Genomic DNA, 22165 nt, shown 5'->3' with positions numbered 1-22165 from the left:
GATTACGACCAGCGGCGAAAAATCAACGAGGTGTTGACCCCGCCAAAAGCGAAATTGTTGTTCATCACATACTGGTTGCTCATCTGCCGGAATTCACCGCGCAGGTAATCGAGCTTGCCGCACTTCGGATCGACCTCATCGAGGTTGAAAGTGTGCACGTACTGATCGCGGTTCATCATTTCGATGCTGAACCAGGACTCCAGCGCGCCGCAGGCTCCCAGGGTGTGACCAAGGAAACTCTTCTGCGAACTGATTGGCATGTGTTCGCCGAACAACGCGCTGGTGGCCAGTGTTTCGGCAATGTCGCCCTGTTCTGTAGCGGTGCCGTGACCGTTCACATAGCCGATGTCGGAAGGCTGCAGCCCGGCATCTTCCAGCGCCAGCTCCATGGCCCGGCGCATGGTGAGCTGCTCCGGACGGGTGGCGTGCTGACCGTCGGCGTTGCTGCCGAAACCGACGATCTCGGCATGGATATGTGCGCCGCGTGCCAGGGCGTGTTCGAGCTCTTCGAGCACCAGCATGCCGCCGCCTTCACCGATCACCAGGCCATCGCGGCCGGTGTCGTAAGGGCGAGGGCTGGTTTGCGGGGCATCGTTTTTCAGACTGGTGGCGTAGAGCGCATCGAACACCATGGCTTCGGTCGGGCACAGCTCTTCGGCGCCGCCGGCGAGCATCAGCGGCAGGCGGCCGAACTTGATCGATTCGTAGGCATAACCGATGCCCTGGCTGCCGCTGGTGCAGGCGCTGGAGGTCGGGATCAGCCTGCCGGTGAGGCCGAAGAAGATGCTGACATTGGCCGCTGTGGTGTGCGGCATCATCCGCACGTAGGAGTTGGCGTTCAAGCCTTCGGCCACCGAGTTGAGCAGCATATTGCCGAACGCCTTGATCTCGTCGGTGCTGCCGGTGGACGAGCCGCAGGAAACGCCCATGCGCCCGTCCTTGATCGACTCGTCACCCAGCAGACCGGCGTCCGCCAACGCTTGCTCAGCAGCACCAACAGCGAGCCGCGAGACGCGGCCCATGCTGCGCAGTTGCTTGCGGGTCCAGTGGCTTGGCACTTTGAAGTCATCGATCGGCCCGGCCAGGCGCGTGTTGAGTTCAGTGAAACGATCCCACTCGTCCATACGGCGGATGCCGCTGCGATTGGCGGCGAAGTTGCCGGCGATGGTGTCCCAGTCGCTGCCCAGTGAGGTGATGCCGGCCATGCCGGTGACGACGACGCGCTTCATCAGCACAGGCCTCCATTGACGGCCAGAACCTGCCGGGTGATGTACGACGCTTCCGCCGACATCAGGAAATTCACCGCGCCAGCCACCTCTTCCGGGGTGCCCATGCGATGTGCGGGGATCATTTTCATCAGTTCTTCCACCGGCACGTTTTCGTCGAGCATCGCCGTGTCGATCAGGCCGGGTGCGACACAGTTAACCGTGATTTTGCGCTTGCCCAGTTCGATCGCCAGCGCCTTGGCTGCGCCGATCAAACCGGCCTTGGACGCGCTGTAATTGACTTGGCCGCGATTGCCGATCAACCCGGAAACTGAAGTGATGCAGACAATCCGCCCGGCGGCGCGACGACGGATCATCGGCATCATCACCGGGTGCAGCACGTTGTAGAAACCGTCGAGATTGGTGCGCATCACCAAATCCCAATCCTCCTCGCTCAGGGCCGGAAAAGCACCGTCGCGGGTCAGGCCAGCGTTGAGCACCACGCCGTAATAGGCGCCGTGGGTTTCGACATCGGCTTCAAGAATAGCTTTGCAACGAGCACGGTCGGACACGTCGAATTGCAGGATGCGCGCGTTGCGGCCCAGGGCCTCGACTTCGATCTTGACGGCTTCGGCATCCGCAAGGCCGCTGCGGCAGTGCAGCACGATGTCATGCCCGGCCCGGGCCAGACGCAACGCAATGGCGCGGCCGATACCACGGCTGGAGCCGGTGACCAGTACGGATTCAGTCATCACTCGACTCCTTGGGGTTCATGAAGATATTGCGCGGCCTGAGGTGGGCGAAACACGTTCAGCCGGGCGGTGGCGTGGATGCCGGGCGCGGTGAGGTGGCATTCGAACACACCCATGCCGTTGTCGTCTTCCAGCGAGCGTATCCCATGGATGGTCAACTCGGTGCCGGCGGGGAAGTGTTCCACGTTGCATTCGAATTTTCGGGTGCCGAGCAGGAAACCCAACTCCACCGCATTGCCTTTCTGGCGCGCATGGCAACCGGCGTACGCGGCGACGCTCTGGGCCATCAGCTCGATGCCGACCCAGGCCGGCAGGCTGCCGTCGGGGCGATTGAACAGGCCGTCGGGTTTGACGGTGAGTCGGGTGTGAATTTGCTCGTCATCGAACGACAGGATCTGCTCGATGAGGATCATGTCGCCAGCATGCGGCAGCAGTTCGGCGAGCGGCCAGGTAATCATGGGGCGTCTCCGATAATCAGGCTGACGTTATTGCCACCGAAGGCAAAGGAATTGCTCATCAGGTAGCGAGGTGCAATGGACGTCAGGTGGTCAGTCGGGGTCACCCAATGCAGGGCCGGTAATTCGGGGTCGGGCTGGCCGTCCCAGATGTGGGGCGGCAAGGCATGTTCGCTGTTGTCCGCGCTCAGGCTCAACCAGCAGAACGCCGCCTCCAGAGCACCGGCAGCGCCGAGGGTATGGCCGGTCATCGGTTTGGTCGACGAGCAGGGCACGCCTTCCGGGAATAGCGTCGTCACCGCCAGGCTTTCCATGGCGTCGTTATGTTGCGTGGCGGTGCCATGCAGGTTCAGATAACCGATCTGCTGCGGTTGCAGCCCTGCGCGGCTCAAGGATTTGCGCATCGCTTGCAGGGCGCCACGGCCGGTCGGTTCCGGCGCGGAAATATGATGTGCATCGGAGCTGGCGCCACTGCCCAGCAGGGCAATCGGTTGGCTATTGCCGGCGCTTTTGCTCATCAGAAACAGCACCGCTGCTTCGCCGATGTTGATGCCGTTACGGTTGGCTGAAAACGGGTTGCAGCGCTGCTCGGACACCGCTTCCAGGGCCGAGAAACCGTTGAGAGTCAGCTTGCACAAACTGTCGACACCGCCGCACAACACGGCGTCGCACACGCCCAGATCGAGCAGTCGTTGAGCACTCATCAGCGCACGGGCGCTGGAGGTGCAGGCGGTGGAAATCACATAGGCCGGACCGCTCAATTGCAGCCAGTCGGCGAGAAACGTCGCCGGCGCGCCGAGTTCCTGTTGCTGATAGTCATAATCGGCAGGGAACTGATGCTCTCGGATGTAATGGGCCAGACCGCTGCTGGCCTCGTGAATGCCCGAGGTGCTGGTGCCCAGAATGACGCCGATACGGTCGCGGCCGTAGGTCTGGATCGCTTGCTCGATGTCTTCGCGAATTTGCAGCGCAGACTCCAGCAGCAATTGATTGTTGCGACTGCTCTGATGCGCGAGCTCAGCCGGAATCGGCGCCAGCTCACCGCGCACCGCCGCGACCGGCAGCGTGCGTTCCGCCACCCAGTCGGCCTCGCTGCGCATGCCCGAGCAATCGCCGGCAAACAGGTTGCGGGCGACTTCCTGCTTGTCGCGGCCCAGGGCGCAGACCACCCCGAGGGCATTCAGATAAGCCGTCATGGCGTGTGCTCGCCTAACGGAGTGACGCGATAGTGCGGGCCTTGGGATACGTTCAATTCAAAGCTCAGTGGTTGTGAATAGCGGATGTTCCAGCGTGGTGACAAGGATCGTTGCCCGCCATCCTGCCGGGCGGCGGGATAGTTGCGATGCAACTCGCCCGCAGGGGTCAACGCAAACAATAAGGCCGCGAACAGCTCCCGGGCTTCCGGATTGGGCGGCAGCAGGCCGTCGGCCTGCCATTGGCCATCGATCAGTTTCTGCCGTGCCACGGGAATCCCCAAAGGGTCCATCATCGACCAGCGAATGCCTGGGTCTTCACGCTGGATCACCAGCAGCCAGTCCTGACGTTGCTCGGCCATCTGCCGTTCGATGTGCAATTGCAGCGGCAATGCCAGGTTCGGAGTTTGCTCGGGCAGCGGTGCCTGGCTGGCGCAAGCGCTCAGCAACAGGACACAACCCAGAAGCAGGAAACGGATCATCAGGCACACCCTTCAACGGGCTTGCGCGCGACTACATTGACCAGGGTTTCTTCCCGTTGGCCAAAGGTTTTGGGCTGGCGCAGGCCGAAGCGTTCGAGCAGGCCGAAATCCTTGGCGCGACTCCACCACAAGTAAGGGTAAGACACGTTCTGCGGGCCGAATTCAAAACCCTGCCGACGAATCATGTCCAGGTAGCCGGCGGCGCTCTTCTGCACGTGCATCGGGTGGCGGAACAGCCAGCGAATCACCCACGTATCAATGTAAGCCTCGGTGGACTCGGCGAACAGCAAATAGCCGCCCGGCTTGAGCACTCGATAGAACTCGGCCAGGGCCTGATCCTGTTCGACAAGGTGATGGAAGGTTTGATGACAGAACAGCAGATCGACGCTGGCGTCCGGTATTTTGATGCTCGCGCAGTCACTGCCGATCAGTTCTACATCCATGCCCTGGCGGGCAGCTTCTTCGCCGCTCAGGTTCAGGCTGTGAGGGTCGGCATCCAGCCCGATCAGGCGCCGAGGCGCGAAGGTCTGGCGCAGATACTGGAACGACTTGCCCTGGCCGCAACCGGCATCCAGCAATACCGGATTGTCGGGCAATGGCGCGCTGAACAGATCGCGCAAATCATTGATCGCCACTCGCAATACATGGTGCTGCCAGGTGTGACTGCGCAGGAACCAGAAACCGAAACGGGTTTCTTCGACGTAGTTGTCGCTCAAATAACTCATGTCGGATCCTGTGCGCACAGGTCCGAGATCATCCGCAGTCGACGCTTGGGTTCGCTGACAAACGGGTTGCGTTCATCCCAGGCGTAACCCGCGAGGATCGAGCTGATCATGCGGCGGATATCCGCTGTGCCGCCCTGATAGAAAATCACATCCTGAAAGGTCCCCGCGTACCAGCCTTCGACGTAGCAACGGAAGGTGTTGACGCCGCGCTTGAGCGGTTCGGCGAACTCGGTCTGCCAGTCGACGCTTTCACCTTGCAGTTGGCGGTGCAGCACACCGGCGGCCATGCTCGCCGAACGCATGGCGATGGTCACACCAGAGGAGAACACCGGGTCGAGAAATTCCGCCGCATTGCCCAGCAGGGCGAAACCTTGGCCATGCAGGGTTTTGACGTTGGCCGAATAGCCGCCGATGGTCCGCGCGGGCGTATCCCACACGGCGTTGTTCAGCACACCGGCCAGGCTTGGGGTTTCGGCGATGAAGCCGCGCAGGCAGTTGTCCAGATTCTCGGTGCGGCCTTCGAAGTGTTCGGCGGCTGCCACCACGCCCACCGAGCAACGGCCGTTGCTGAACGGGATGGTCCAGAACCAGATATCGCGCTGGGTCGGATGGGTGGTGATGAGGATTTTCTCCCGGTCGAAAGCCGGGTTGTCGATACAGTCTTCGACGTGGGTGAATACGGCCTGGCGCACCGGGAAGTTCGACGGTGCTTCAAGGTTCAGCAAGCGCGGCAGCACGCGACCGTAGCCGCTGGCATCGAGCACGAAGTCGGCTTCGACGCGGTATTGGCTACCGTCTTCGCGAAGCACGTCGAGCTGCGGTTTCGGCAGGCTGAAATCGGCACTGACGATGGCTTCGCCGTAACGGACATCGACACCTTGCAGTTCAGCCTGATCGGCCAGCAGCTTGTCGAAGTCGGCGCGCTGGACCTGGAACGTTGTCGGCTTGCCGTTGCTGAACGTGTCGCCGAAATCGAAGGCGCTGTATTGATCGCCCCAAGCGAACGCCGCCCCGTTCTTGCGCTGGAAACCGGCGGCGTTCACCGCCTCGAGCATGCCGGCTTCTTCGACGAAATCCAGGCAGTGGGACAGCAGGCTTTCACCGATGGAAAACCGTGGGAAATGCTGACGCTCGATCATCAGCACATCATGACCTTTACGCTTGAGCAACGCGGCGGCGATGGCGCCCGAGGGGCCTGCGCCGATCACCAGTACCTGACGACGTTCCATTTCAACTGTTGGCACGGGTGCTCCTTGCCGGGGCGGCGATGTTCAAAGGGATTCGGTGCATGCCGGCGAGTGCCGGCAGCAGGGTTGCGATCAGGCCCATCAACATCAGCGCGAAATACAACGCCGGGCTGATAAGCTGTTGTTGCAGCAGCAGGTTGAGAAAGACGATCTCGCTCAAGCCGCGAATATTCAGTAAAAGGCTTTCCCGCCAGCGGCTGGCACCTTCAAACGAGGCGCCAGCCCAGCCGAGGCCCAGCCAGTTGCCCAACAGTTTGCTGGCGATTGGCAACAGCAGGAGAGCGGCCAGTTGCATCCCGCTGAGACTGTCGATGGCGTTGTGCACGTTGATCTGCACGATGCCGAACGTGAGGATCAGCGGGATGGCGATCCAGGTCTGCAAACGGCTCATCCACGCCGCCGACAATGGCAGCACCAATGGCACCTTGAGCGTGGCCATGCACAGCAGATAGCCGATGCCGAAAATCAGCGCATTGAGTTTGAAGTGTTCGGCGACCACCAGCAGCGCGAAGAAGCAGCCGCTGTGCAGCAACGGTTGGCGCAACCCGAGCAGTCGCAGCAACAACGGCAGACAGGCGCCGGCCAGCGGCAGCAAAAGGCTGCTCAGGTGCAGGCTGCCCTGGGCGAATGCGAACAGAGTCCAGCAGGTCAGGTCGATCAGGATCGCGGTCTGCACCAGGCGTCGGGTGGCAGCGGGCGGGTAGATGATGTGTCGCAGGTACAGATACAGCACCGGAATCGCGGTGATGGCGAACAGCAGACCGACCGCCAGCGAGCTGATCCATGGCTGCGGCGGCAACAGCCAGACCGCGGTCACCAGCCCGCAGGCAAATGGAATGCAGAAACTCGGCAGGGCGATTTTCAGGCTCTGACGTTCCAGTCGCAGGTCAATCACGTCGCTGAGGATGTGCCCCAGCAGCAAGGCAAAGCTCAGGCTGTAGAGGTTCTTCAGCCAGTCCGGCGAGATCAGGTCGGCGCCGCTCAAGTGCCAGCCCGGTTCGATCCAGAAGTACATCAGCAACGGCAGGCCGAAGGTCGCCAGCAGCAACTGGCTGACGATCGGAATCAGACCGAAATGACGACCGATACGGGTGGCCATGGCGAACAGCACCAGGGCCATCAACCAGAACGCAGCGACCATCATGCTGCCGGCTCCGTAATCGGTGCGATGTGGACTTGGCGTCCTGCCCATGGCGCCAGGATGAAACTGAACGCCAGGCCGAGGCTCACCGACAGGCCGAAGTTGCTCACCGCCGGCGTGCTGGACACCGCCAGCAGGCCGAACGACAGCCAGGTAGTCACTGCTGCCAGCAAAGTGCCCAGCAGGCTCGCCGCGGCGCCGCCGATCTGTTCACGCATGAGGATCGCGTAATCGACGCTGATGGCCGTCACTAGCAGCAGGCCGAACAGGCTGAACAGCGTCAGCGGCTGACCGAGCCAACCGAGGCTTGCCAGGCTGCACAGGGCCGCCAGCAATGGCAGAGAGACAATTCGCAGCGCGCCACCGAGACCGAATGGCAGGATCAGCACCAGCACGATCAGCACGCAGGAAGCGAGTTTCAATTCAGCGGCGCTGATTTGAGTGGCGGCGAAAACCTGGTTCAGTTCGCCGAGGCGATCCACCAGTTCCACGCCCGGCAAGTCCAGCGCCTGGACCCGCAGCAGCGTGGGATTGTTCAAGCCTTGCAGGCTGACCATCGCAGCCACGCCGTCATCGGTCGGCCCCAGCCACAGCGTGCGATAGGGTTCCGCCAATGGTCCGGCTAGCGCTGCGTCGATGTCTTCAATGGGCAGCGCCTGCAACGTTGCCAATTCGGCCTGCAACGCGGCGGCCGGCACGCCGAGGTCGAGCAACGGTTGCCAGAACTGCGGCAGCTTGCTCAATGCTTCACGCACTTTGCGCTGTTCGCTCGGCTGGCTGACCAGTTGATTGAGCGACAGATAGCCCTGGAGTTTTTCCAGATTGACCAATTGATCCAGACGCTCGCTCAATGTCGTTTGGCGTTCGAGCAATTCCTGCTGATTGGTCGCGCGCACCAGGAAGAACTGGCTGGTGGGTTGATAGCCGGTGATGCGTGCGATGGTCTGGGCTTCGTCAGTCAGTTGCTGCGGCGTGCCGACCCATTGGCGAATGTCGTTTTTGCTCTGCAGCTGCAACAGACCGCCGACACAGAAGGCGATCAACAGCGCCAGCAATACCGGCGTGCGTACGTATTTGAGCAACGTTTCACGCAGCTCCAGCAACTTCTCGGCGATGCGCATCGGCCATTGTGCTGGCCGCAGAACCACGCCCTTGAGCAGCGCCGGCAACAGGCACACTGCCGACAGGTAGGCGCCAAGCAGGCCGGCGGCGGAGAACACGGCAATTTGGGTCAGGGCCGGGAACGGCGTCCAGGCCAGGGCCAGGTAGCCGATGCAACTGGTGATCAGGCTCAGCGTCAGCCCCGGCAGGGTCAGGCGTAACGCCGGCCAGCTGTGCCAGGGTTTCAGGCTCCAGCTTTTGGACAGGTAATGCAGCGGGTAATCCACCGCCACGCCGATCAGGCTTGAGCCCAGCACCAGCGTCATCACATGCATGTGACCGAACAGCGCCACGCAAGCCACCGCACCGAACAGCATGCCCACCAGCACCGGGACGAACGCCAGCAACACCCGCCAACGCCGGAAGGCCAGCAACAGCAGCAACAGAATCCCGACCGTGGCGCCGCCGCCGACCCAGGTCATTTCGCGAGCGGCTTGCCGTTGACCGCTGGCGGCGTACAACAGGCCGCTGGCGGCGAGTAGTTGCACGTCCGACCGGGCGGCTTCTTCACGACTGTGCTGGAGCAGGTCAGCCACTTGCAGTGGGAGGTTCATGTCGAACGCGTTGCCGACGGTTCGCGCCCGCAGCATCACCCAACTCATGCCGTCGGCATCGGCAACCAGCGCACCGCTGCCGATGTCCAGTTGCACCGAGCCGTGCTGTGGCTGGCTGTTCTGGATGCGCCCGGTCAGGCCGAGCCAGTCGTCCTGGCTCGGCACCAGGCTGAAGCCGGTGAAAGGGTCGAACAGGGCTTGTACCCGTTGCTGAATAAAGGCGTCGGGGTGCTCGATGAGTTGCTGCCGGTCGGCCGCGGACAGCATCGCCAGGCGGCCTTGCAGCAATTGCGTGCGTAGCGCCGGCAAGTCGGCCTGCAGGTTCCACTGGACCTTTTCGAATACGCCGCTGGCCTGCCATTGCTCGCCCAGCTTTTGCGCCATGGCGATGGCTTGCTGGCGGTCTTTATGGCCGACCAGTACCAGCATTTCCCGGTTCAGCGGTTCTTGCATGCGTTGTTCGGCGCGCAGTTCCAACGCGTCCGGCGCGGTACCAGGCACCAGTTCCATCAGGTTGGCCGACAGCGGCGCGTTGTCACGCCATTGCCAGCCGGCGAGCGCGAGCACTGCCAGCAGCAGGATCAGAAACAGCCGCGGCAGCATCCGTTCACTCGGCAAAGTCATGTTGCTCCGCATCGCTCAAAGGTTGTGCGCTAGTGCTGTCCTGCATGCGCAACAGGGTTCGGTCACCCTGGGTTTCGAGCAGCTCGATGCTGTGCACCAGTTCGCCGCCGTCAATGTTGATCTGATTGAACACCTGCTTGAGCAGCATCGAACGCGGGGTCAGGGTCAGTTTCCAGTTTTGTGCGTCGCCGCTCAGCGAAAGCTCGAAATCCCGTTGCAGGCCACTGCTGTCGCCTTGCAGCACCGCGAGGAACAAGCGGTTCTGTTCGGCGCCGGCGCTCTTGTTCGGCAGCATTTGCCAACCGTTGGCATCACGCCGGGCAATGCCCTTGTCGCTGATGCGATAGTCCTGTTGCAGCGGGGTTTTCAGCAGCCAGAGCAGGCCGTGATTCTTCGCCAAAACGAAGGTGCCCTTGCTGGTCAGCGGCTGGGGCAGGGCGCGCAGGTGTTTTTCCTGGATGAAGCTGCCGTGGATCACATCGGGTTTGGCCAGTTGATCGCTGAGTTGCTGTAGATCGAAAGCCTGCGCCAGCGAAGTAAAACTCACCATCAACATGCCCAACGCAATCCGGTAGCAGCTGCCGAGCCTGCGAGGCTGCGTCCGGCGGCGAAGCCGTCGTAAAACCTGAAAATGCGATACATCAGAAGAAACGCAGGGCGACTGCTGCGCCGCCGAACGCAGGCTTCGCCAGCTGCTACAGAGGGTTTTCAGCAGGTTCATGGCAGCATCCTTTCAACCGCGTCGGTGAACACCTTCGGTGAGGCCAACAGCATTTCGCGGCTGCTCATGTCGACGGCGACCTGCACGGAACAGGCGCGGGTCAGGCGCTCGCCGGTGGCCAGATCGCTGATCAGGTAACTGATCTTCAGGCGGTTTTCCCACTCCACCAGGCTGGCGCGCACATTCAGCTTCTGGCCGAACACGGCGCCACGCACATAGCGCAGCTGCAAGTCGATCACCGGCCACGCGTAACCTGACGCCACCATGGCGTCGTAGTTATGGCCGATCTTGTCCAGCAGCGCACAGCGGGCGACTTCCAGGTATTTGACGTAATGGCCGTGCCAGACCACGTTCATGGTGTCGACGTCAAAGAACGGTACGAGGATTTCCGTGTCGGTGTGAAGCACTCCCTTGCTACGCATGCAGCCTCCAGTGTTGTTCGGCGATGCGTTGCAGGCACAGGCGCAACTCGCCTTCCAAGGCACGGTCTTCGATGACCGGCGGGAAGTCCTTGGCCAATTCTTCGTGCATCGCGGCCAGTGCTGGTGGCAGCGGGCGCGCGTCTTCAGCCTGGCCGCGCAGCCAGACACCTTGGTTGGCGGCCAGCAGCGTGGCAGCAGCGACTTGTTCGGTCAGCTCCAACACGCGGATGGCGTCGCGGGCGGCGATGGTGCCCATGCTGACTTTGTCCTGGTTGTGGCACTCGGTGGAACGCGAGAAGACGCTAGCCGGCATGGTGTTTTTCAGGGCTTCGGCGGTCCAGGCGCTGGTGCCGATCTGCACCGCCTTGAAACCGTGATTGAGCATTGCGCGGTCGGCGGTGGCGCCAGACAGGTTGCTCGGCAAGCCATGGTTGTAACGCTCGTCCACCAGCAGCGCGAGCTGACGGTCGAGCAAGTCGGCGACGTTCGCCACCAGGGTTTTCAGACTGTCCATGGCGAACGCGATATGGCCGCCGTAGAAGTGCCCGCCGTGCAGCACGCGTTCGGCTTCGGCGTCGATGATCGGGTTGTCGTTGGCGCTGTTGAGTTCGATCTCGATGAACGAGCGCAGCCAGTTCAGGCTGTCGGCCAATACACCGAGCACGTGCGGCGCACAACGCAGGGAATAGCGGTCTTGCAGGCGATGCAGCGGCGCGGTCGGCGCATCGATCGCCAAGTCCTTGCGCAACCACGCGGCGACTTGCATCTGCCCTGGATGGGGTTTGGCCGCGAACAGGCGCTCGTCGAAGTGCTCCGGATTGCCCTGCAAAGCGACCACGTTCAGCGCAGTGATACGCGTGGCCAGTTGCAGCAGGTAATCAGCGCGGGCGTAAGCCAGGCAGGCAAGGCCGGTCATCACGGCGGTGCCGTTCATCAGCGCCAGCGCTTCTTTGGGGCGCAATACCAGCGGTTCCCAGCCCAGTTCGCTGTGCACATCGGCGGCTTGTCGACGCTCACCACGGAACATCACTTCGCGCTCGCCGGACAAAGTCGCGGCGACGTAGGACAGCGGCGTCAGATCACCACTGGCGCCCACCGAACCTTCTTCCGGAATCAGCGGCAGAATGTCGTGTTCGAGGAAGGCTTGCAGACGCTCCAGCAGCTCCACGCGTACCCCGGACACGCCGTAGCAAAGCGATTGCAAACGCGCCGCCAGCACCGCGCGGGTGGCTTGGGCGTCGAGCAGTTTGCCCAGGCCGCAACCGTGGAAGGTATACAAATGACGGGGCAGGGCTTCGACGTGGTGCAGCGGCACCGCTACCACGCAAGAATCACCATAACCGGTGGTCACACCGTAGATCACGCCTTCCTTGTCCAACAGGGAATCAAGGAACTGCGGGCCCTTGGCGATGCGCTGGCGAAACTCAGCGTCGCCCTGCAACTGCGTCGGCACCTGACGGTTGGCCAGGGCCAGCACGTCTTCGATGCGCAAAGGGAGTTCGCCGAAGGTTACCGGCTCAAGCGTTGGCGTCGTCATCGGTCTTCCAGAAAGGGTAAAAGTTGAACCATTGTTGGGGCGCTTCAAGGCAATAGTGACCCAGGCGTTCGGCGTAGCGGGAGGCCCACTGATGAATGACCTGTTCGCGGTCGCTGCGTTTCCACACGATGGCGTCGGCGAACGGTTCGAGGGTCAGCCGATAGTCGCCAGCGGGTTTCTTCAGGCACAGCATCAGGTTTATCGGGCATTTCAGCAGACCGGCCAGCAACCATGGGCCCTGAGGGAACGCGGCTTGATGGCCGAGGAAATCCACGCTCACGCTGCGTCCTCCATGCAGCGGCACGCGGTCGCCGGCAATCGCCAGCCATTCGCCGCGCTCGAGGCGTTCATGCAGTTGCAGCATGATCACCGGGTCCAGCTCGCTGACCTGGATCAGCCGCAGATTGGTCGCCCCGGCTTCGCCCAGCAGACGGTTGAATTGTTCGGCGTGCTTGGTGTGCACCAGCACGTTCATGGTGACTTTCTCACCGATCTCGGCCAGCGCCCGGCAGACCTCGAGATTGCCCAGGTGCGCACCCACCAGCATTTGCCCACGTGTGCCGCGCAGTTTATTGCGCAGCAGCGCCGGGTCGATGATTTCGATCTGATCGATGCTCAGCTTGCCGTTCCACACATCGAGTTTGTCGAGCATGGAGTCGGCGAAGGCCATGAACTGGCCGAACACCCGCCAATGGCTCGGGCGCAATTCGCTACGACCGCTCCAGTCGGCAAGCCGCTGCTGGTATTGCCAGGCGCTTTGGCGGGCGTTGCGCCCGAACAGGAAAAAGTACAGCACGATGCCGTACAGCAGCGGGCTCAACAACCGACGGCCCAAGACTTTTGCGCAGAGCGCGGTGAACTTCATCAGCCAGAAGCTGCCACGCTCCTGGCGGTCGGCCCAGTGCTGTTTGTCTGCGTTGTCGCTCATGCTCGCCACCGTCGCCAGAGGATTACTGGTGCCCGCAGCAACATGCCGAAGAACAGCCGGGTGTGCATGCTCGAAATCAGTACATTGTCGTGGAACAGGCGGAAATGCGAGACGCCATCCGAAGGGTAATGGACCCTGGTTTTCAGCCACTGCATCGGCAGATTGCGCCAGGCCAGGCGCACCAGGATGTCGGAGTCGAAGTCCATGCGCTTGCCGATCCTGGCCGAGTCGATCAGTGCCAGGGTCGGCGGCAATGGATAGACACGGAAGCCGCACATCGAGTCGCGAATCTGCAACGACAGGGTGTTGATCCACACCATGACGTGCGTCAGGTAGCGGGCGTACAACCGGCCCTTCGGCACGCTGGCGTCGTATTGCGGATAACCGCAGATCACCGCCTCGGGATGGGTGCGCGAATGCTCGATGAAGACTTTTACGTCTTGCAGATCGTGCTGGCCGTCGGCGTCCACCTGCAAGGCATGGCTGAAGCCCAGGCGCGAGGCTTCCCGCAAACCGGTCATTACCGCGCCGCCCTTGCCTTGATTGATGGTGAGCCTGATCAGGTAAACCCGGTCACGCTGGGCCAGTTGATCAAGGACCTTGGCGCAGGCCGGGCTGCTGGCGTCGTCCACCAGAATGCACGGCAGGCCGCTGGCAAGCAGCGCATCGACCACGGCAGTGATTGCGGTTTCGTGGTTGTAGACCGGGATTACGGCGCAGGGGTTATGCATCGCCTGGGGCCTCCAGCAAAATCCGCCCACTGGAGCAGGTGGCGGTTTCATTGCGATAGGCGAAATACAACTTGCTGCGCGCCGAGTCGAAGCGCAGGTGCAACTGGATTTCATCACCGGGACGCACCAGTTGCTGAAATTTCAGCACTTCCATACCGGCGAATTTTGCCGGCAGGTCCATCAATTGCTGACCCAGGCTCAGCGCCCAATCCACCTGCACCACGCCGGGCAATACCGGCGCTCGGGGAAAGTGTCCGCTGAAATACGCCAGGTCTGGCGGGACAGCCAGTTGCAGGCTCCACTCGCCATCGGTGTCGATCTGTTCCAGCACTTCCGGCGCCTTTGGGCGTGGCGCCAGCAATATGTTCTCCACTTCGGCCTGAGGCAGTTTGCCTTGAGCGTTCAGTGGCAATTGTCGCAACAGGCGCCAGCGACGGGGCAGGGCGAGTGCTTCGCAATGCAGGCTCAGGTGTTGGCGCAACTCCTGAGTAAGAGTACGTCGACCCTGATTGCGCAAGGCATGCAAACCCTGCTCACTCAACACCAGCAGCGCGCCCAGCGAAGCACGGTTTTCCTGGACGACGCCAAGCCGCGCTTCAGCGACCCACTCATGGGTCATCAGCGCTTGTTCGAGCATCGGTAGCGAGATACGTTTTTCTTCCAGTTTGACGATTCGGTCCAGCCGTCCCAACAGCTCGAAACGGCCGTCGGCGGCGATGCGCGCGGCATCGGCGGTGTGTTCAATATGGCCGGCCGGCAAGTAAGGTGAGGCGATAAGCAAGGCGCCATCGCTGTCCTGGCTCAGCGCAACATCGGCGAAGGGCTGCCAGAGATTCTGGCCCTGACGCCAGGCGATGCCGCCGGTTTCCGAGCTGCCGAAGATTTCTGTCGGCCATTGTTGCAGGCGTTCATGCAGGCTTTGCGCCGCTTCGACGGGCAACGCACCACCGGAGGAAAACACTCGGCGCACCGCGCTCAGCGCTGGCCAGTCGAGGTTGTCGCCCATGCGTTTGAGCAGCGCTGGGCTGGCGACCCACGCGAAGGCCGGGTGTTCTCGGCTGGCGCGCTGCAGGTCTTCCGGGAAGGCCAGTTGTTTACGCACGAACGAGCGCCCGGCGCACAGCGGCCACAGCACCCGAAACAGCAAGCCGTAGATGTGTTGAGTGGCGACGCTGCCGATGATGCAGGCCTCGCCCAAATCTGCGCCCCACAGGTGCTCCAGCGCTTCGACTTCATTGGCCAGCTGGCGCAGGGTTTTGTCGATGCGCTTGGGTTCGCCACTGGAGCCGGAGGTGCACAGGCTCAGCTGACAGCGATCCAGATCCAGCGGGCTGGCCGGCAGCGGTGAATGGCGATAATCGCTCAGGTGCGCATCGTCGGCCTGATCGGTCAGCCACAGATCGACCTCGGTCGACCAGCGCTGGCGAGTCTGCGCTTGCAGGTCGGCGGGCAGCAGCACGCTGACCCCGGCACGCCAGGCGCCGAGCAGGGCAATGGCCAGGTCGGCAGCGTCCTCAAGGTGCACGGCGATGCGCTGCACGCCTTGTGCTTGCAGGCCGGCAGCCAGGCTCAGGGCCTGTTCGCACAATTGCGCGTGATTCAACGCCGGTTCGGCCGTCACGGCACGGTCCGGCTGAGCCTTGAGCAACAGTTGCTCAAGTGTTATCCAATTCATGGGCGGCCTCTTACCCGTTGTCGTATCAGCCATTCAATGGCAAACATCAGGCCGATCAATCCGTAGGAGATCAGGCCGGTGTACAACATCCACCAACTCAGCGGCGCCCAAAGGGTCAGGGCGGCGGCGCACAAGCCGTTGCAGAGAAAAAACACGCTCCAGGCAATCGTCACCTGGCGGGTATAGCGAATGGCCCTGGCCGGTAATTCCGGCTCTCGCAGACGGGCCAGGCGTTCAATCATCGGTGGGCCGTATTTCAGGCTCAGGCCGAACAGCACCAGCATGAATCCGCTGATCAACACCGGGTACCAGCGCAGCAGTACCGGGCTGTCGAAGAGCGCCAGCAGCAGGCAAAACCCGATGGCGACCGTGGCCATCCACAGGCTTCCGGGGCGCCGCTCGCCGGTCAGCGCTCGCGCCAGCCACAGGCTACCCAGCAGCAGACCGAACTGCCACGGGGCAAAATGCTCCATGCCGAAATACACCGCAAAGGGGTACAACAGGCCTGCCAGCAGCAGGCCCAGGCCGATCAATCGGCTCATGCGGCGGGTTGAACCAGACGGTAGACCGCCTCGACCACGTCGCTGACGGTACGCACCGATTTGAATTCTTCGGCGGCGATTTTCTTGCCGGTCTGGCGTTTGATGTGATCGATCAGGTCGACCGCATCGATGCTGTCGATTTCCAGATCCTGATACAGGTTGGCCCCCAGGCTGATGCGCTCGGGCTCCAGCTCGAAGAGTTCGACCAGAGCATCGCGCAGGGTATTGAAAATATCGTCACGAGTTTGCATGGTCCGGTCTCAAGCTGCCTGTTTTGCAGTGACGAACGCCGCAAGGCTCGCCACGTTGGTGAAGTGATTACGGGTGTCCTTGGCGTCGGCATCGATTTTGATGCCGTACTTTTTCTGAATCGCCAAGCCGAGTTCCAGGGCGTCTACCGAGTCCAGGCCCAAGCCTTCGCCAAACAGTGTCTGGTCATCGCCAATGTCGTCGACGCTGATATCTTCGAGGCCCAGGGCGTCAATGATCAGTTCTTTGATTTCACGGTGTAGATCGCTCATCTTCGGCGAGCTCCTTAATAAAGTAATGGTGCAAATAATCATTGAGCTTGCGCGAGGCCTGCGGTGCAGGTCCTTGTGTAGCGAAGGCCTGTGGGTCTATATCGGCCCCGACACGAAAACTGAAGTGCACGCGGCGTTTTGGAATCCGATACCAGGGTTCGGCCTTGGTCAATGTGGTCGGATTGACCTCGATAATCACCGGGGTGAGGATTTTCGCACCGCGCACAGCGATTGCCGCGCCTCCCCGATGAAATGCCGGTGGTTTGCCGGGTTGAGTGCGGGTGCCCTCGGGGAAAATGATCAGGGTCTGACCGCTTTTCAGCGCGTCGGCAGCGGCGTCGAGCATGTCCATGCTGCCGTCGTTGCTGATGTAGTCGGTGCGGCGTAGCGGGCCGCGGGTGAACGGATTTTCCCAGAGGCTTTTCTTGACCACGCAGTTGGCGTGGCCCACCAGGCCGATCAAAAACACCACATCGATCAGCGAAGGGTGATTGGCGACGATCATCTGGCCTGGGCGCCCGAGCTTTTCCGCACCCTGAATGTCATAAGTCAGCACGCCAGTGCGAGCCATGAACCGAATGAAAAACCAGAAACAGCGGCTCACCGTCTGTCGTGCCCGCTGACGATGGGCTTGGGCTTCTCCCGGCAAGCAGCTCAACAGCGGGAACACCACCAGTCGCAGGCATAGCCCGCCCAACCCGAACAGGGTGAAGCTTGCGGCAGTGGCCAGCAGGCGCCAGTAATAGGCGTCGCGGTTTTTATCGGTTACAGGTTGCGTTGCCAGGTCCATAGACGATTTTTCCAGGCATGTTGGCAGGTGGTCTGCTGGCCGAGCAGGGTACGCAACAGATTCAGGGCATGGGGCCAGTGGGTTTTGGACAACGCTTGCGAGGTGCTGTTCAGCGACAGCTGCCACTGATTGCCGGGCGTAATCAGCAGGCCGACCGCATAAGGGAATGGCACGTCGTCGATCCAGGCCGAGTAGGCCGCGGGCGGTTGCTCTTCCGTCACTACCAGCAGTACCGCAGGCGCTCCTTCATCAAGCAATGCCGCCGCCTCTAGCATGCCGTGTTCAAGGCCATCACCGGCCGCAGCGAGGGCGGTCATTTCGCTGGTTTCGCCGCGCATGATCGACCATAGGCCGATGACCGCGTTGTGCACCGACAAGCTGAACTGAGTGGGCGACAACGGTTGGTCAGTCGCCAGATCGCTGAGAATTTCGAAAGTGCGCGGGGTTTCGCCGTGGCGGGAAATAAAGACCAACGGTAGGTCCTGGCGACCATCAGCCAACGGCCAGCCAACGCTGAATGCCATCCGCGCCAGACGGCTGAGTCGCCGACGCTGCATAGCCGGCAAAAACGACACATCGGGGGCGGCATCGCTGGGCTCGAGCACGACCGGTTGTCGGCTCCAGGCCTGCCAATCATCCACGCTTTCAAGCCCAGGGGCCCACGCGCGCCATTGGGCGATGTTGAAATTGATCACAGACATTCATCCCGCCCCTGCGGGCTTCCTTGACGCGGTGAGTCGCAAAAAAGCGCGGCTGACCTTACGTGGCGCTTAACGCCGAGTGGTGCGCATTATCCCGGTGCGGCGGGCGTGTAGCAAATGCTGGTTACATTTTACGCAACGAAATGTACCGTCTGGTTCGCGAAAAAGCTGTCGTTTGGCCATTATCCACGTTGCAGCGGACATGTCTGTCGGCTCTATCGGCTGTCGATGGACGAGTTGGCGGTTTTTTCCGACGGATATTTACCAATGACTGTGTAGTCCCGATGCCGGCGAGGTAGCTAAGCAGCGCCGTGGACTACTACACTCGGTCATTCTTTGATACACGGAGGTTTTGACATGCGGCGCGTGGTGTTCAATCAGAAAGGTGGCGTGGGCAAGTCAAGCATTGCCTGTAATCTGGCGGCGGTCAGCGCCAGCGAAGGCTATCGTACGTTGTTGGTGGATCTCGATGCTCAGGCCAACTCCACTCAATACCTGACAGGACTCACCGGTGATGATATCCCGATGGGGATCGCTGACTTCTTCAAGCAGACTTTGTCCTCCGGGCCGTTCTCGAAGAAAAACCAGGTCGACATTTACGAAACCCCATTCGACAACCTTCACGTCGTCACCGCCACCGCCGAGCTGGCGGACTTGCAGCCCAAGCTTGAGGCCAAGCACAAGATCAACAAGCTGCGTAAATTGCTCGAGGAGCTGGACGGCGATTACGACCGAATCTACCTCGATACGCCGCCAGCACTGAATTTCTATGCCGTCTCGGCCTTGATCGCCGCTGATCGTGTACTGATTCCCTTCGACTGCGACAGTTTCTCGCGTCAGGCGCTGTATGGCCTGCTGGCGGAAATCGAAGAATTGAAGGAAGACCACAACGAAGGGCTGGAAGTCGAAGGCATCGTCGTCAACCAGTTCCAGGCCCGCGCCAGTTTGCCTCAGCAAATCCTCGACGAACTGATCGCCGAAGGGCTACCGGTGTTGCCGGTGTATCTGGCCAGCTCGGTGCGCATGCGCGAATCCCACCAGGCCAACACGCCGCTGATCCACCTCGACCCGCGGCACAAACTGACCCAGCAGTTTGTTGACCTGCACAACCTTCTCGAAAACGCCTGATTCCTGCAAACAACACCGAACCACTGTGGGAGCGAGCCTGCTCGCGAAAGCGGAAGTCCAGTCAACAGAGATGTTGAATGTGAAGCCCTCTTCGCGAGCAGGCTCGCTCCCACATTTATTTGTGGTGACTCTAAATCCCTTGGCTACGCAGCCAGCTCATCAACTGCGGCAACGGGAAGGCCCCGCTCTGGCGAGCCACTTCCCGGCCGTTCTTGAACAGAATCAGGCTCGGAATCGAGCGAATCCCCAGCTGTGCCGACAATTGCTGATTCGCCTCGCTGTCCAGCTTGGCCAACCGACACTTGCCCGCCAACTGACCCGCCGCTTGCTCGAACACCGGCGCAAACGACTTGCACGGCCCGCACCAGTCCGCCCACATGTCCACCAGCAACGGCAGGTCGCCCTTGATCTGACTGGCGTAATCGCCTTGCTTCAATTCGAACGGCTTGTTGAGCAGGACTTCGGCCTTGCAGCGGCCGCACTTTGGGTGGTCATTGAGACGCTCGGCGGGAATGCGATTCAGCCCGTTGCAATGGGGGCAGGGGATGAGGAGTGGGTCAGTCATGAGGATGGTCCTGTTAAGAAGCCGATTACTTCTATTTGGAGACGTTTGCTCATGTTTTCAATCGTGCAGCGACCTGCGATGTAACTAGGCTGGGTTGTACTGAGCGACACCGTTGGTCTGCTTAGAATTATCGCAACTTGCGATATTTTTTATCTGTGATTAACCTCCATAGCAGAATGCGATAAGGATGTTGCATGCATGTGTTCACCGAAAAACCAGTCCGTGAGGCCAAGGAAAAGTGGCCGCGGGCAGCCAATGCACTGGAGCAGTGGTATCGACTTGCCAAAGGGAGTAACCCAAGAGACTTCGCGGCGATGAAGTCGATTTTTCCCGCGACTGACAAAGTCGGCGAGTTTCATGTGTTCGACATCGGTGGCAACAAGTTGCGGCTGATCGCTTTCGTCAGGTATCGGTCTCAAAAGCTTTATATCAAGCATGTGCTGGATCACCGCGAATATGACCGCGGTAAATGGAAGGAGGGAAGGTCATGAGTGTTCTGATCAAAAAGGCTGCCGAGCATTGGGAGTTCGTCTCGCCATTGCTTCGAAAACCGAAAAACGAAGACGACTACGACAGGTTGGCGCAGGCACTCGATGAATTGCTTGAGATGACCGGGGATGATGAGTCGCACCCGTTGATGAGCTTGGTGGATATCATCGGTGACTGGATTGCGGAGTGGGATCGCAAGCATCACCCCATGCGCGAGGCCTCTGGTGCAGAGGTTCTCGGCTATATGATGCGCGAACACGGCCTCAGCCAGAGCGACCTGCCCGGCGTTGGCACTCAGTCGGTGGTTTCCGAGATATTGAGCGGCAAGCGTCAGCTCAACCTGCGGCAGATCCGCTGGTTAGCCGAACGCTTTGGTGTGTCAGTGGAGACGTTTATCTGACCCGCCTACGACGAACAACTGATCTCCAGATGCTTACCCCACTCCGGCGGCCGCTCGGCATAGCTCTCCATTCCAGGCTGCTCCTCGAACGGATTGCTCAATACCGCGTGCAAACGACGAACTTCTGCATAGTCGCCACTTTCCGCCGCATCGATGGCTTTCTGCGCCAGATAGTTACGCAGGATGTACAGCGGATTGACCGCATGCATTCGTTTGCGGCGCTGTTCCTGGTCAACCCCACCTTCACGAGCAACCCGGGCGATGTAGAGCTCGCCCCACGTATCGAAGCCCTTGATGTCGACGAAGTCATCGCGCAAGCGGCTGATGGCCATTTCGGGTGACTCATCCCCCAGGCGGCGGAAGAACAGGCTGTAATCGACGCCGCTGTTCTGCATCAGTTGCAGCAGGTGTTCCAGCAGTTTCTGGTCGTCATCTTCGGCAGTGGTGAGGCCGAGGCGGCGGCGCATCAGGTCCAGGTAGTGGGCCTGAAAGAGCGGCAGGTACAGGCCGAGGGTTTCGCGCAGGGCTTCGACGCTGATGAATGGCGTCAGGGCCTGGGCGAGGGCGCTGAGGTTCCACTGGCCGATCGGCACCTGGTTGCTGAAGGAGTAACGACCCTGATCATCGGAATGGTTGCAGATGAAGTGGGCGTCGAAGTCGTCGAGGAAGGCGAACGGGCCGAAGTCGAAGGTGATGCCCAGGATCGACATGTTGTCGGTGTTCATCACTCCGTGGCAGAACCCATAGGCCTGCCATTTGGCGATCAGCTCGGCGTTGCGCTCGACGATTTCGCGGAACATCGCCAGGTACGGTTCCGGTTGTTCCAGGCAGTGTGGGAAATGCATGGCCAGCACGTGGTTGCCGAGTTCTTTCTGCTGCTCGGGGCGCTTGGTGTAGTAGAAAAATTCGAAATGCCCGAAGCGCACATGGCTCGGTGCCAGGCGCAAGACCATGGCCGCGCGTTCCTGTTTCTCGCGCCAGACCGGCGTGTCGGAGCCGATCACGCACAGTGCGCGAGTGGTGGGAATGTTCAGGGCATGCAAGGCTTCGGAGGCGAGAAACTCGCGGATCGACGAACGCAGCACCGCCCGTCCATCACCCATGCGCGAGTAAGGCGTCTGGCCGGCGCCCTTGAGGTGCAGGTCCCAATGCTCGCCGGCCTCGTTGTAGACCTCGCCCAGTAACAGGCCGCGACCGTCACCCAACTGCGGGTTGTAGGAACCGAACTGATGCCCGGAATAGACCATTGCCCGAGGCTCGGCTTCGGCCCAGAGCTTGTGGCCACCGAACAGCTCGGCGAACACCGGTGTTTCGGCCGCGGCCGGGTCCAGGTCCAGCAACGCCATGGCGGCGGGGCTGGCGACCACCAAGCGTGGCGCGGCGATGGGCTCGGGCAGCACATGGGTTGAGAACGCATCGCCCAGGCGGGCGAAGCGATTGTCGAAGGTCAGTTCGTCGAGGGCTTTCAACGGCCAT

25 protein-coding genes are annotated in these 22165 nt (G+C 61.2%); 3 read left to right on the top strand and 22 right to left on the bottom strand.

Translation table 11 applies throughout. The features are described from left to right. Positions 1-2: 2 nt before the first annotated feature. The 20 genes from JFU11_RS16905 to JFU11_RS16810 all read right to left on the bottom strand — a co-directional run bounded on the left by JFU11_RS16905 (position 3) and on the right by JFU11_RS16810 (position 18107). Complete coding sequence (locus tag JFU11_RS16905) at positions 3-1229, bottom strand: beta-ketoacyl-ACP synthase (protein WP_201087434.1); 1227 nt, start codon at positions 1227-1229, stop codon at positions 3-5. Continuing rightward, a complete protein-coding gene (gene fabG, locus JFU11_RS16900; protein ID WP_201061439.1) occupies positions 1229-1957 on the bottom strand; it encodes a 3-oxoacyl-ACP reductase FabG in 729 nt (242 codons plus the stop codon). The genes JFU11_RS16905 and fabG overlap by 1 nt, the downstream gene beginning before the upstream one ends. Then, positions 1957-2415 carry a hotdog family protein gene (locus tag JFU11_RS16895; RefSeq protein WP_201061436.1) on the bottom strand — a complete coding sequence of 153 codons (459 nt, stop codon included), beginning with the start codon at positions 2413-2415 and terminating at the stop codon, positions 1957-1959. Before JFU11_RS16895 ends, fabG begins: the two co-directional genes overlap by 1 nt. After that, positions 2412-3608 carry a beta-ketoacyl-[acyl-carrier-protein] synthase family protein gene (locus JFU11_RS16890; protein WP_123721567.1) on the bottom strand — a complete coding sequence of 399 codons (1197 nt, stop codon included), beginning with the start codon at positions 3606-3608 and terminating at the stop codon, positions 2412-2414. Before JFU11_RS16890 ends, JFU11_RS16895 begins: the two co-directional genes overlap by 4 nt. Then, entirely contained in the window at positions 3605-4087 is a 483-nt protein-coding gene (locus JFU11_RS16885; RefSeq protein WP_123721566.1) for a hypothetical protein, read from the bottom strand. The genes JFU11_RS16890 and JFU11_RS16885 overlap by 4 nt, the downstream gene beginning before the upstream one ends. Further along, entirely contained in the window at positions 4087-4812 is a 726-nt protein-coding gene (locus JFU11_RS16880; protein ID WP_123721565.1) for a class I SAM-dependent methyltransferase, read from the bottom strand. The genes JFU11_RS16885 and JFU11_RS16880 overlap by 1 nt, the downstream gene beginning before the upstream one ends. After that, a complete protein-coding gene (locus JFU11_RS16875) occupies positions 4809-6056 on the bottom strand; it encodes a tryptophan 7-halogenase (protein ID WP_201061434.1) in 1248 nt (415 codons plus the stop codon). Before JFU11_RS16875 ends, JFU11_RS16880 begins: the two co-directional genes overlap by 4 nt. Then, entirely contained in the window at positions 6043-7203 is a 1161-nt protein-coding gene (locus JFU11_RS16870) for a hypothetical protein (protein ID WP_201061432.1), read from the bottom strand. The genes JFU11_RS16875 and JFU11_RS16870 overlap by 14 nt, the downstream gene beginning before the upstream one ends. Continuing rightward, positions 7200-9539 (bottom strand): MMPL family transporter, encoded by a 2340-nt coding sequence (locus JFU11_RS16865; protein WP_201061429.1) that lies wholly within the window; start codon positions 9537-9539, stop codon positions 7200-7202. Before JFU11_RS16865 ends, JFU11_RS16870 begins: the two co-directional genes overlap by 4 nt. Beyond that, the gene (locus JFU11_RS16860) at positions 9523-10095 is read right to left on the bottom strand and encodes an outer membrane lipoprotein carrier protein LolA (protein WP_201061427.1); all 573 of its coding nucleotides are present in this window, start codon (positions 10093-10095) and stop codon (positions 9523-9525) included. Before JFU11_RS16860 ends, JFU11_RS16865 begins: the two co-directional genes overlap by 17 nt. A gap of 161 nt (positions 10096-10256) precedes the next feature. Continuing rightward, on the bottom strand, positions 10257-10682 hold the full coding sequence (locus JFU11_RS16855; protein ID WP_123721562.1) for an acyl-CoA thioesterase: 426 nt from the start codon (positions 10680-10682) through the stop codon (positions 10257-10259). Beyond that, a complete protein-coding gene (locus JFU11_RS16850; protein WP_123721561.1) occupies positions 10675-12219 on the bottom strand; it encodes an aromatic amino acid ammonia-lyase in 1545 nt (514 codons plus the stop codon). The genes JFU11_RS16855 and JFU11_RS16850 overlap by 8 nt, the downstream gene beginning before the upstream one ends. Next, positions 12200-13147: a glycosyl transferase gene (locus tag JFU11_RS16845; RefSeq protein ID WP_123721560.1), complete on the bottom strand. Its 948-nt coding sequence runs from the start codon at positions 13145-13147 to the stop codon at positions 12200-12202. The genes JFU11_RS16850 and JFU11_RS16845 overlap by 20 nt, the downstream gene beginning before the upstream one ends. Then, complete coding sequence (locus JFU11_RS16840; RefSeq protein ID WP_201061425.1) at positions 13144-13878, bottom strand: glycosyltransferase family 2 protein; 735 nt, start codon at positions 13876-13878, stop codon at positions 13144-13146. Before JFU11_RS16840 ends, JFU11_RS16845 begins: the two co-directional genes overlap by 4 nt. Beyond that, complete coding sequence (locus tag JFU11_RS16835; protein WP_123721558.1) at positions 13871-15553, bottom strand: acyl-CoA synthetase family protein; 1683 nt, start codon at positions 15551-15553, stop codon at positions 13871-13873. The genes JFU11_RS16840 and JFU11_RS16835 overlap by 8 nt, the downstream gene beginning before the upstream one ends. Next, positions 15550-16095 carry a membrane protein gene (locus JFU11_RS16830; RefSeq protein WP_038978633.1) on the bottom strand — a complete coding sequence of 182 codons (546 nt, stop codon included), beginning with the start codon at positions 16093-16095 and terminating at the stop codon, positions 15550-15552. Before JFU11_RS16830 ends, JFU11_RS16835 begins: the two co-directional genes overlap by 4 nt. Then, a complete protein-coding gene (locus JFU11_RS16825; protein ID WP_123721557.1) occupies positions 16092-16346 on the bottom strand; it encodes an acyl carrier protein in 255 nt (84 codons plus the stop codon). Before JFU11_RS16825 ends, JFU11_RS16830 begins: the two co-directional genes overlap by 4 nt. A gap of 9 nt (positions 16347-16355) precedes the next feature. Further along, positions 16356-16616, bottom strand: coding sequence for a phosphopantetheine-binding protein (locus tag JFU11_RS16820; RefSeq protein ID WP_123721556.1), 261 nt, complete (start codon positions 16614-16616; stop codon positions 16356-16358). Next, entirely contained in the window at positions 16597-17406 is an 810-nt protein-coding gene (locus tag JFU11_RS16815) for a lysophospholipid acyltransferase family protein (protein WP_201061423.1), read from the bottom strand. Before JFU11_RS16815 ends, JFU11_RS16820 begins: the two co-directional genes overlap by 20 nt. Continuing rightward, complete coding sequence (locus tag JFU11_RS16810) at positions 17382-18107, bottom strand: beta-ketoacyl synthase chain length factor (protein WP_123721554.1); 726 nt, start codon at positions 18105-18107, stop codon at positions 17382-17384. Before JFU11_RS16810 ends, JFU11_RS16815 begins: the two co-directional genes overlap by 25 nt. Positions 18108-18464: 357 nt before the next feature. Here JFU11_RS16810 and JFU11_RS16805 point away from each other — a divergent pair, with 357 nt between their 5' ends. Continuing rightward, positions 18465-19235, top strand: a complete 771-nt coding sequence (locus tag JFU11_RS16805; protein WP_008009127.1) for a ParA family protein — start codon at positions 18465-18467, stop codon at positions 19233-19235. Between the two features lie 130 nt (positions 19236-19365). On the opposite strand, the gene trxC is transcribed toward JFU11_RS16805, so the two are convergent. Then, complete coding sequence (gene trxC, locus JFU11_RS16800) at positions 19366-19800, bottom strand: thioredoxin TrxC (RefSeq protein WP_201061421.1); 435 nt, start codon at positions 19798-19800, stop codon at positions 19366-19368. A gap of 194 nt (positions 19801-19994) precedes the next feature. On the opposite strand from trxC, the gene JFU11_RS16795 reads away from it, so the two are divergent. Both JFU11_RS16795 and JFU11_RS16790 read left to right on the top strand, forming a co-directional pair. Continuing rightward, entirely contained in the window at positions 19995-20291 is a 297-nt protein-coding gene (locus JFU11_RS16795; protein ID WP_123721553.1) for a type II toxin-antitoxin system HigB family toxin, read from the top strand. Beyond that, complete coding sequence (locus JFU11_RS16790; protein WP_123721552.1) at positions 20288-20689, top strand: transcriptional regulator; 402 nt, start codon at positions 20288-20290, stop codon at positions 20687-20689. The genes JFU11_RS16795 and JFU11_RS16790 overlap by 4 nt, the downstream gene beginning before the upstream one ends. A 5-nt stretch (positions 20690-20694) precedes the next feature. Here JFU11_RS16790 and selO read toward each other — a convergent pair whose 3' ends face one another. Then, on the bottom strand, positions 20695-22158 hold the full coding sequence (gene selO / locus JFU11_RS16785) for a protein adenylyltransferase SelO (RefSeq protein WP_123721551.1): 1464 nt from the start codon (positions 22156-22158) through the stop codon (positions 20695-20697). Between the last annotated feature and the right edge of the window lie 7 nt (positions 22159-22165).

This window comes from Pseudomonas sp. TH37 (genome assembly GCF_016650735.1).
Lineage (GTDB): Bacteria > Pseudomonadota > Gammaproteobacteria > Pseudomonadales > Pseudomonadaceae > Aquipseudomonas > Aquipseudomonas farris.
The sequence above is the reverse complement of the archived record's forward strand: the minus strand, read 5'-3'. Positions and strand labels throughout refer to the sequence as shown.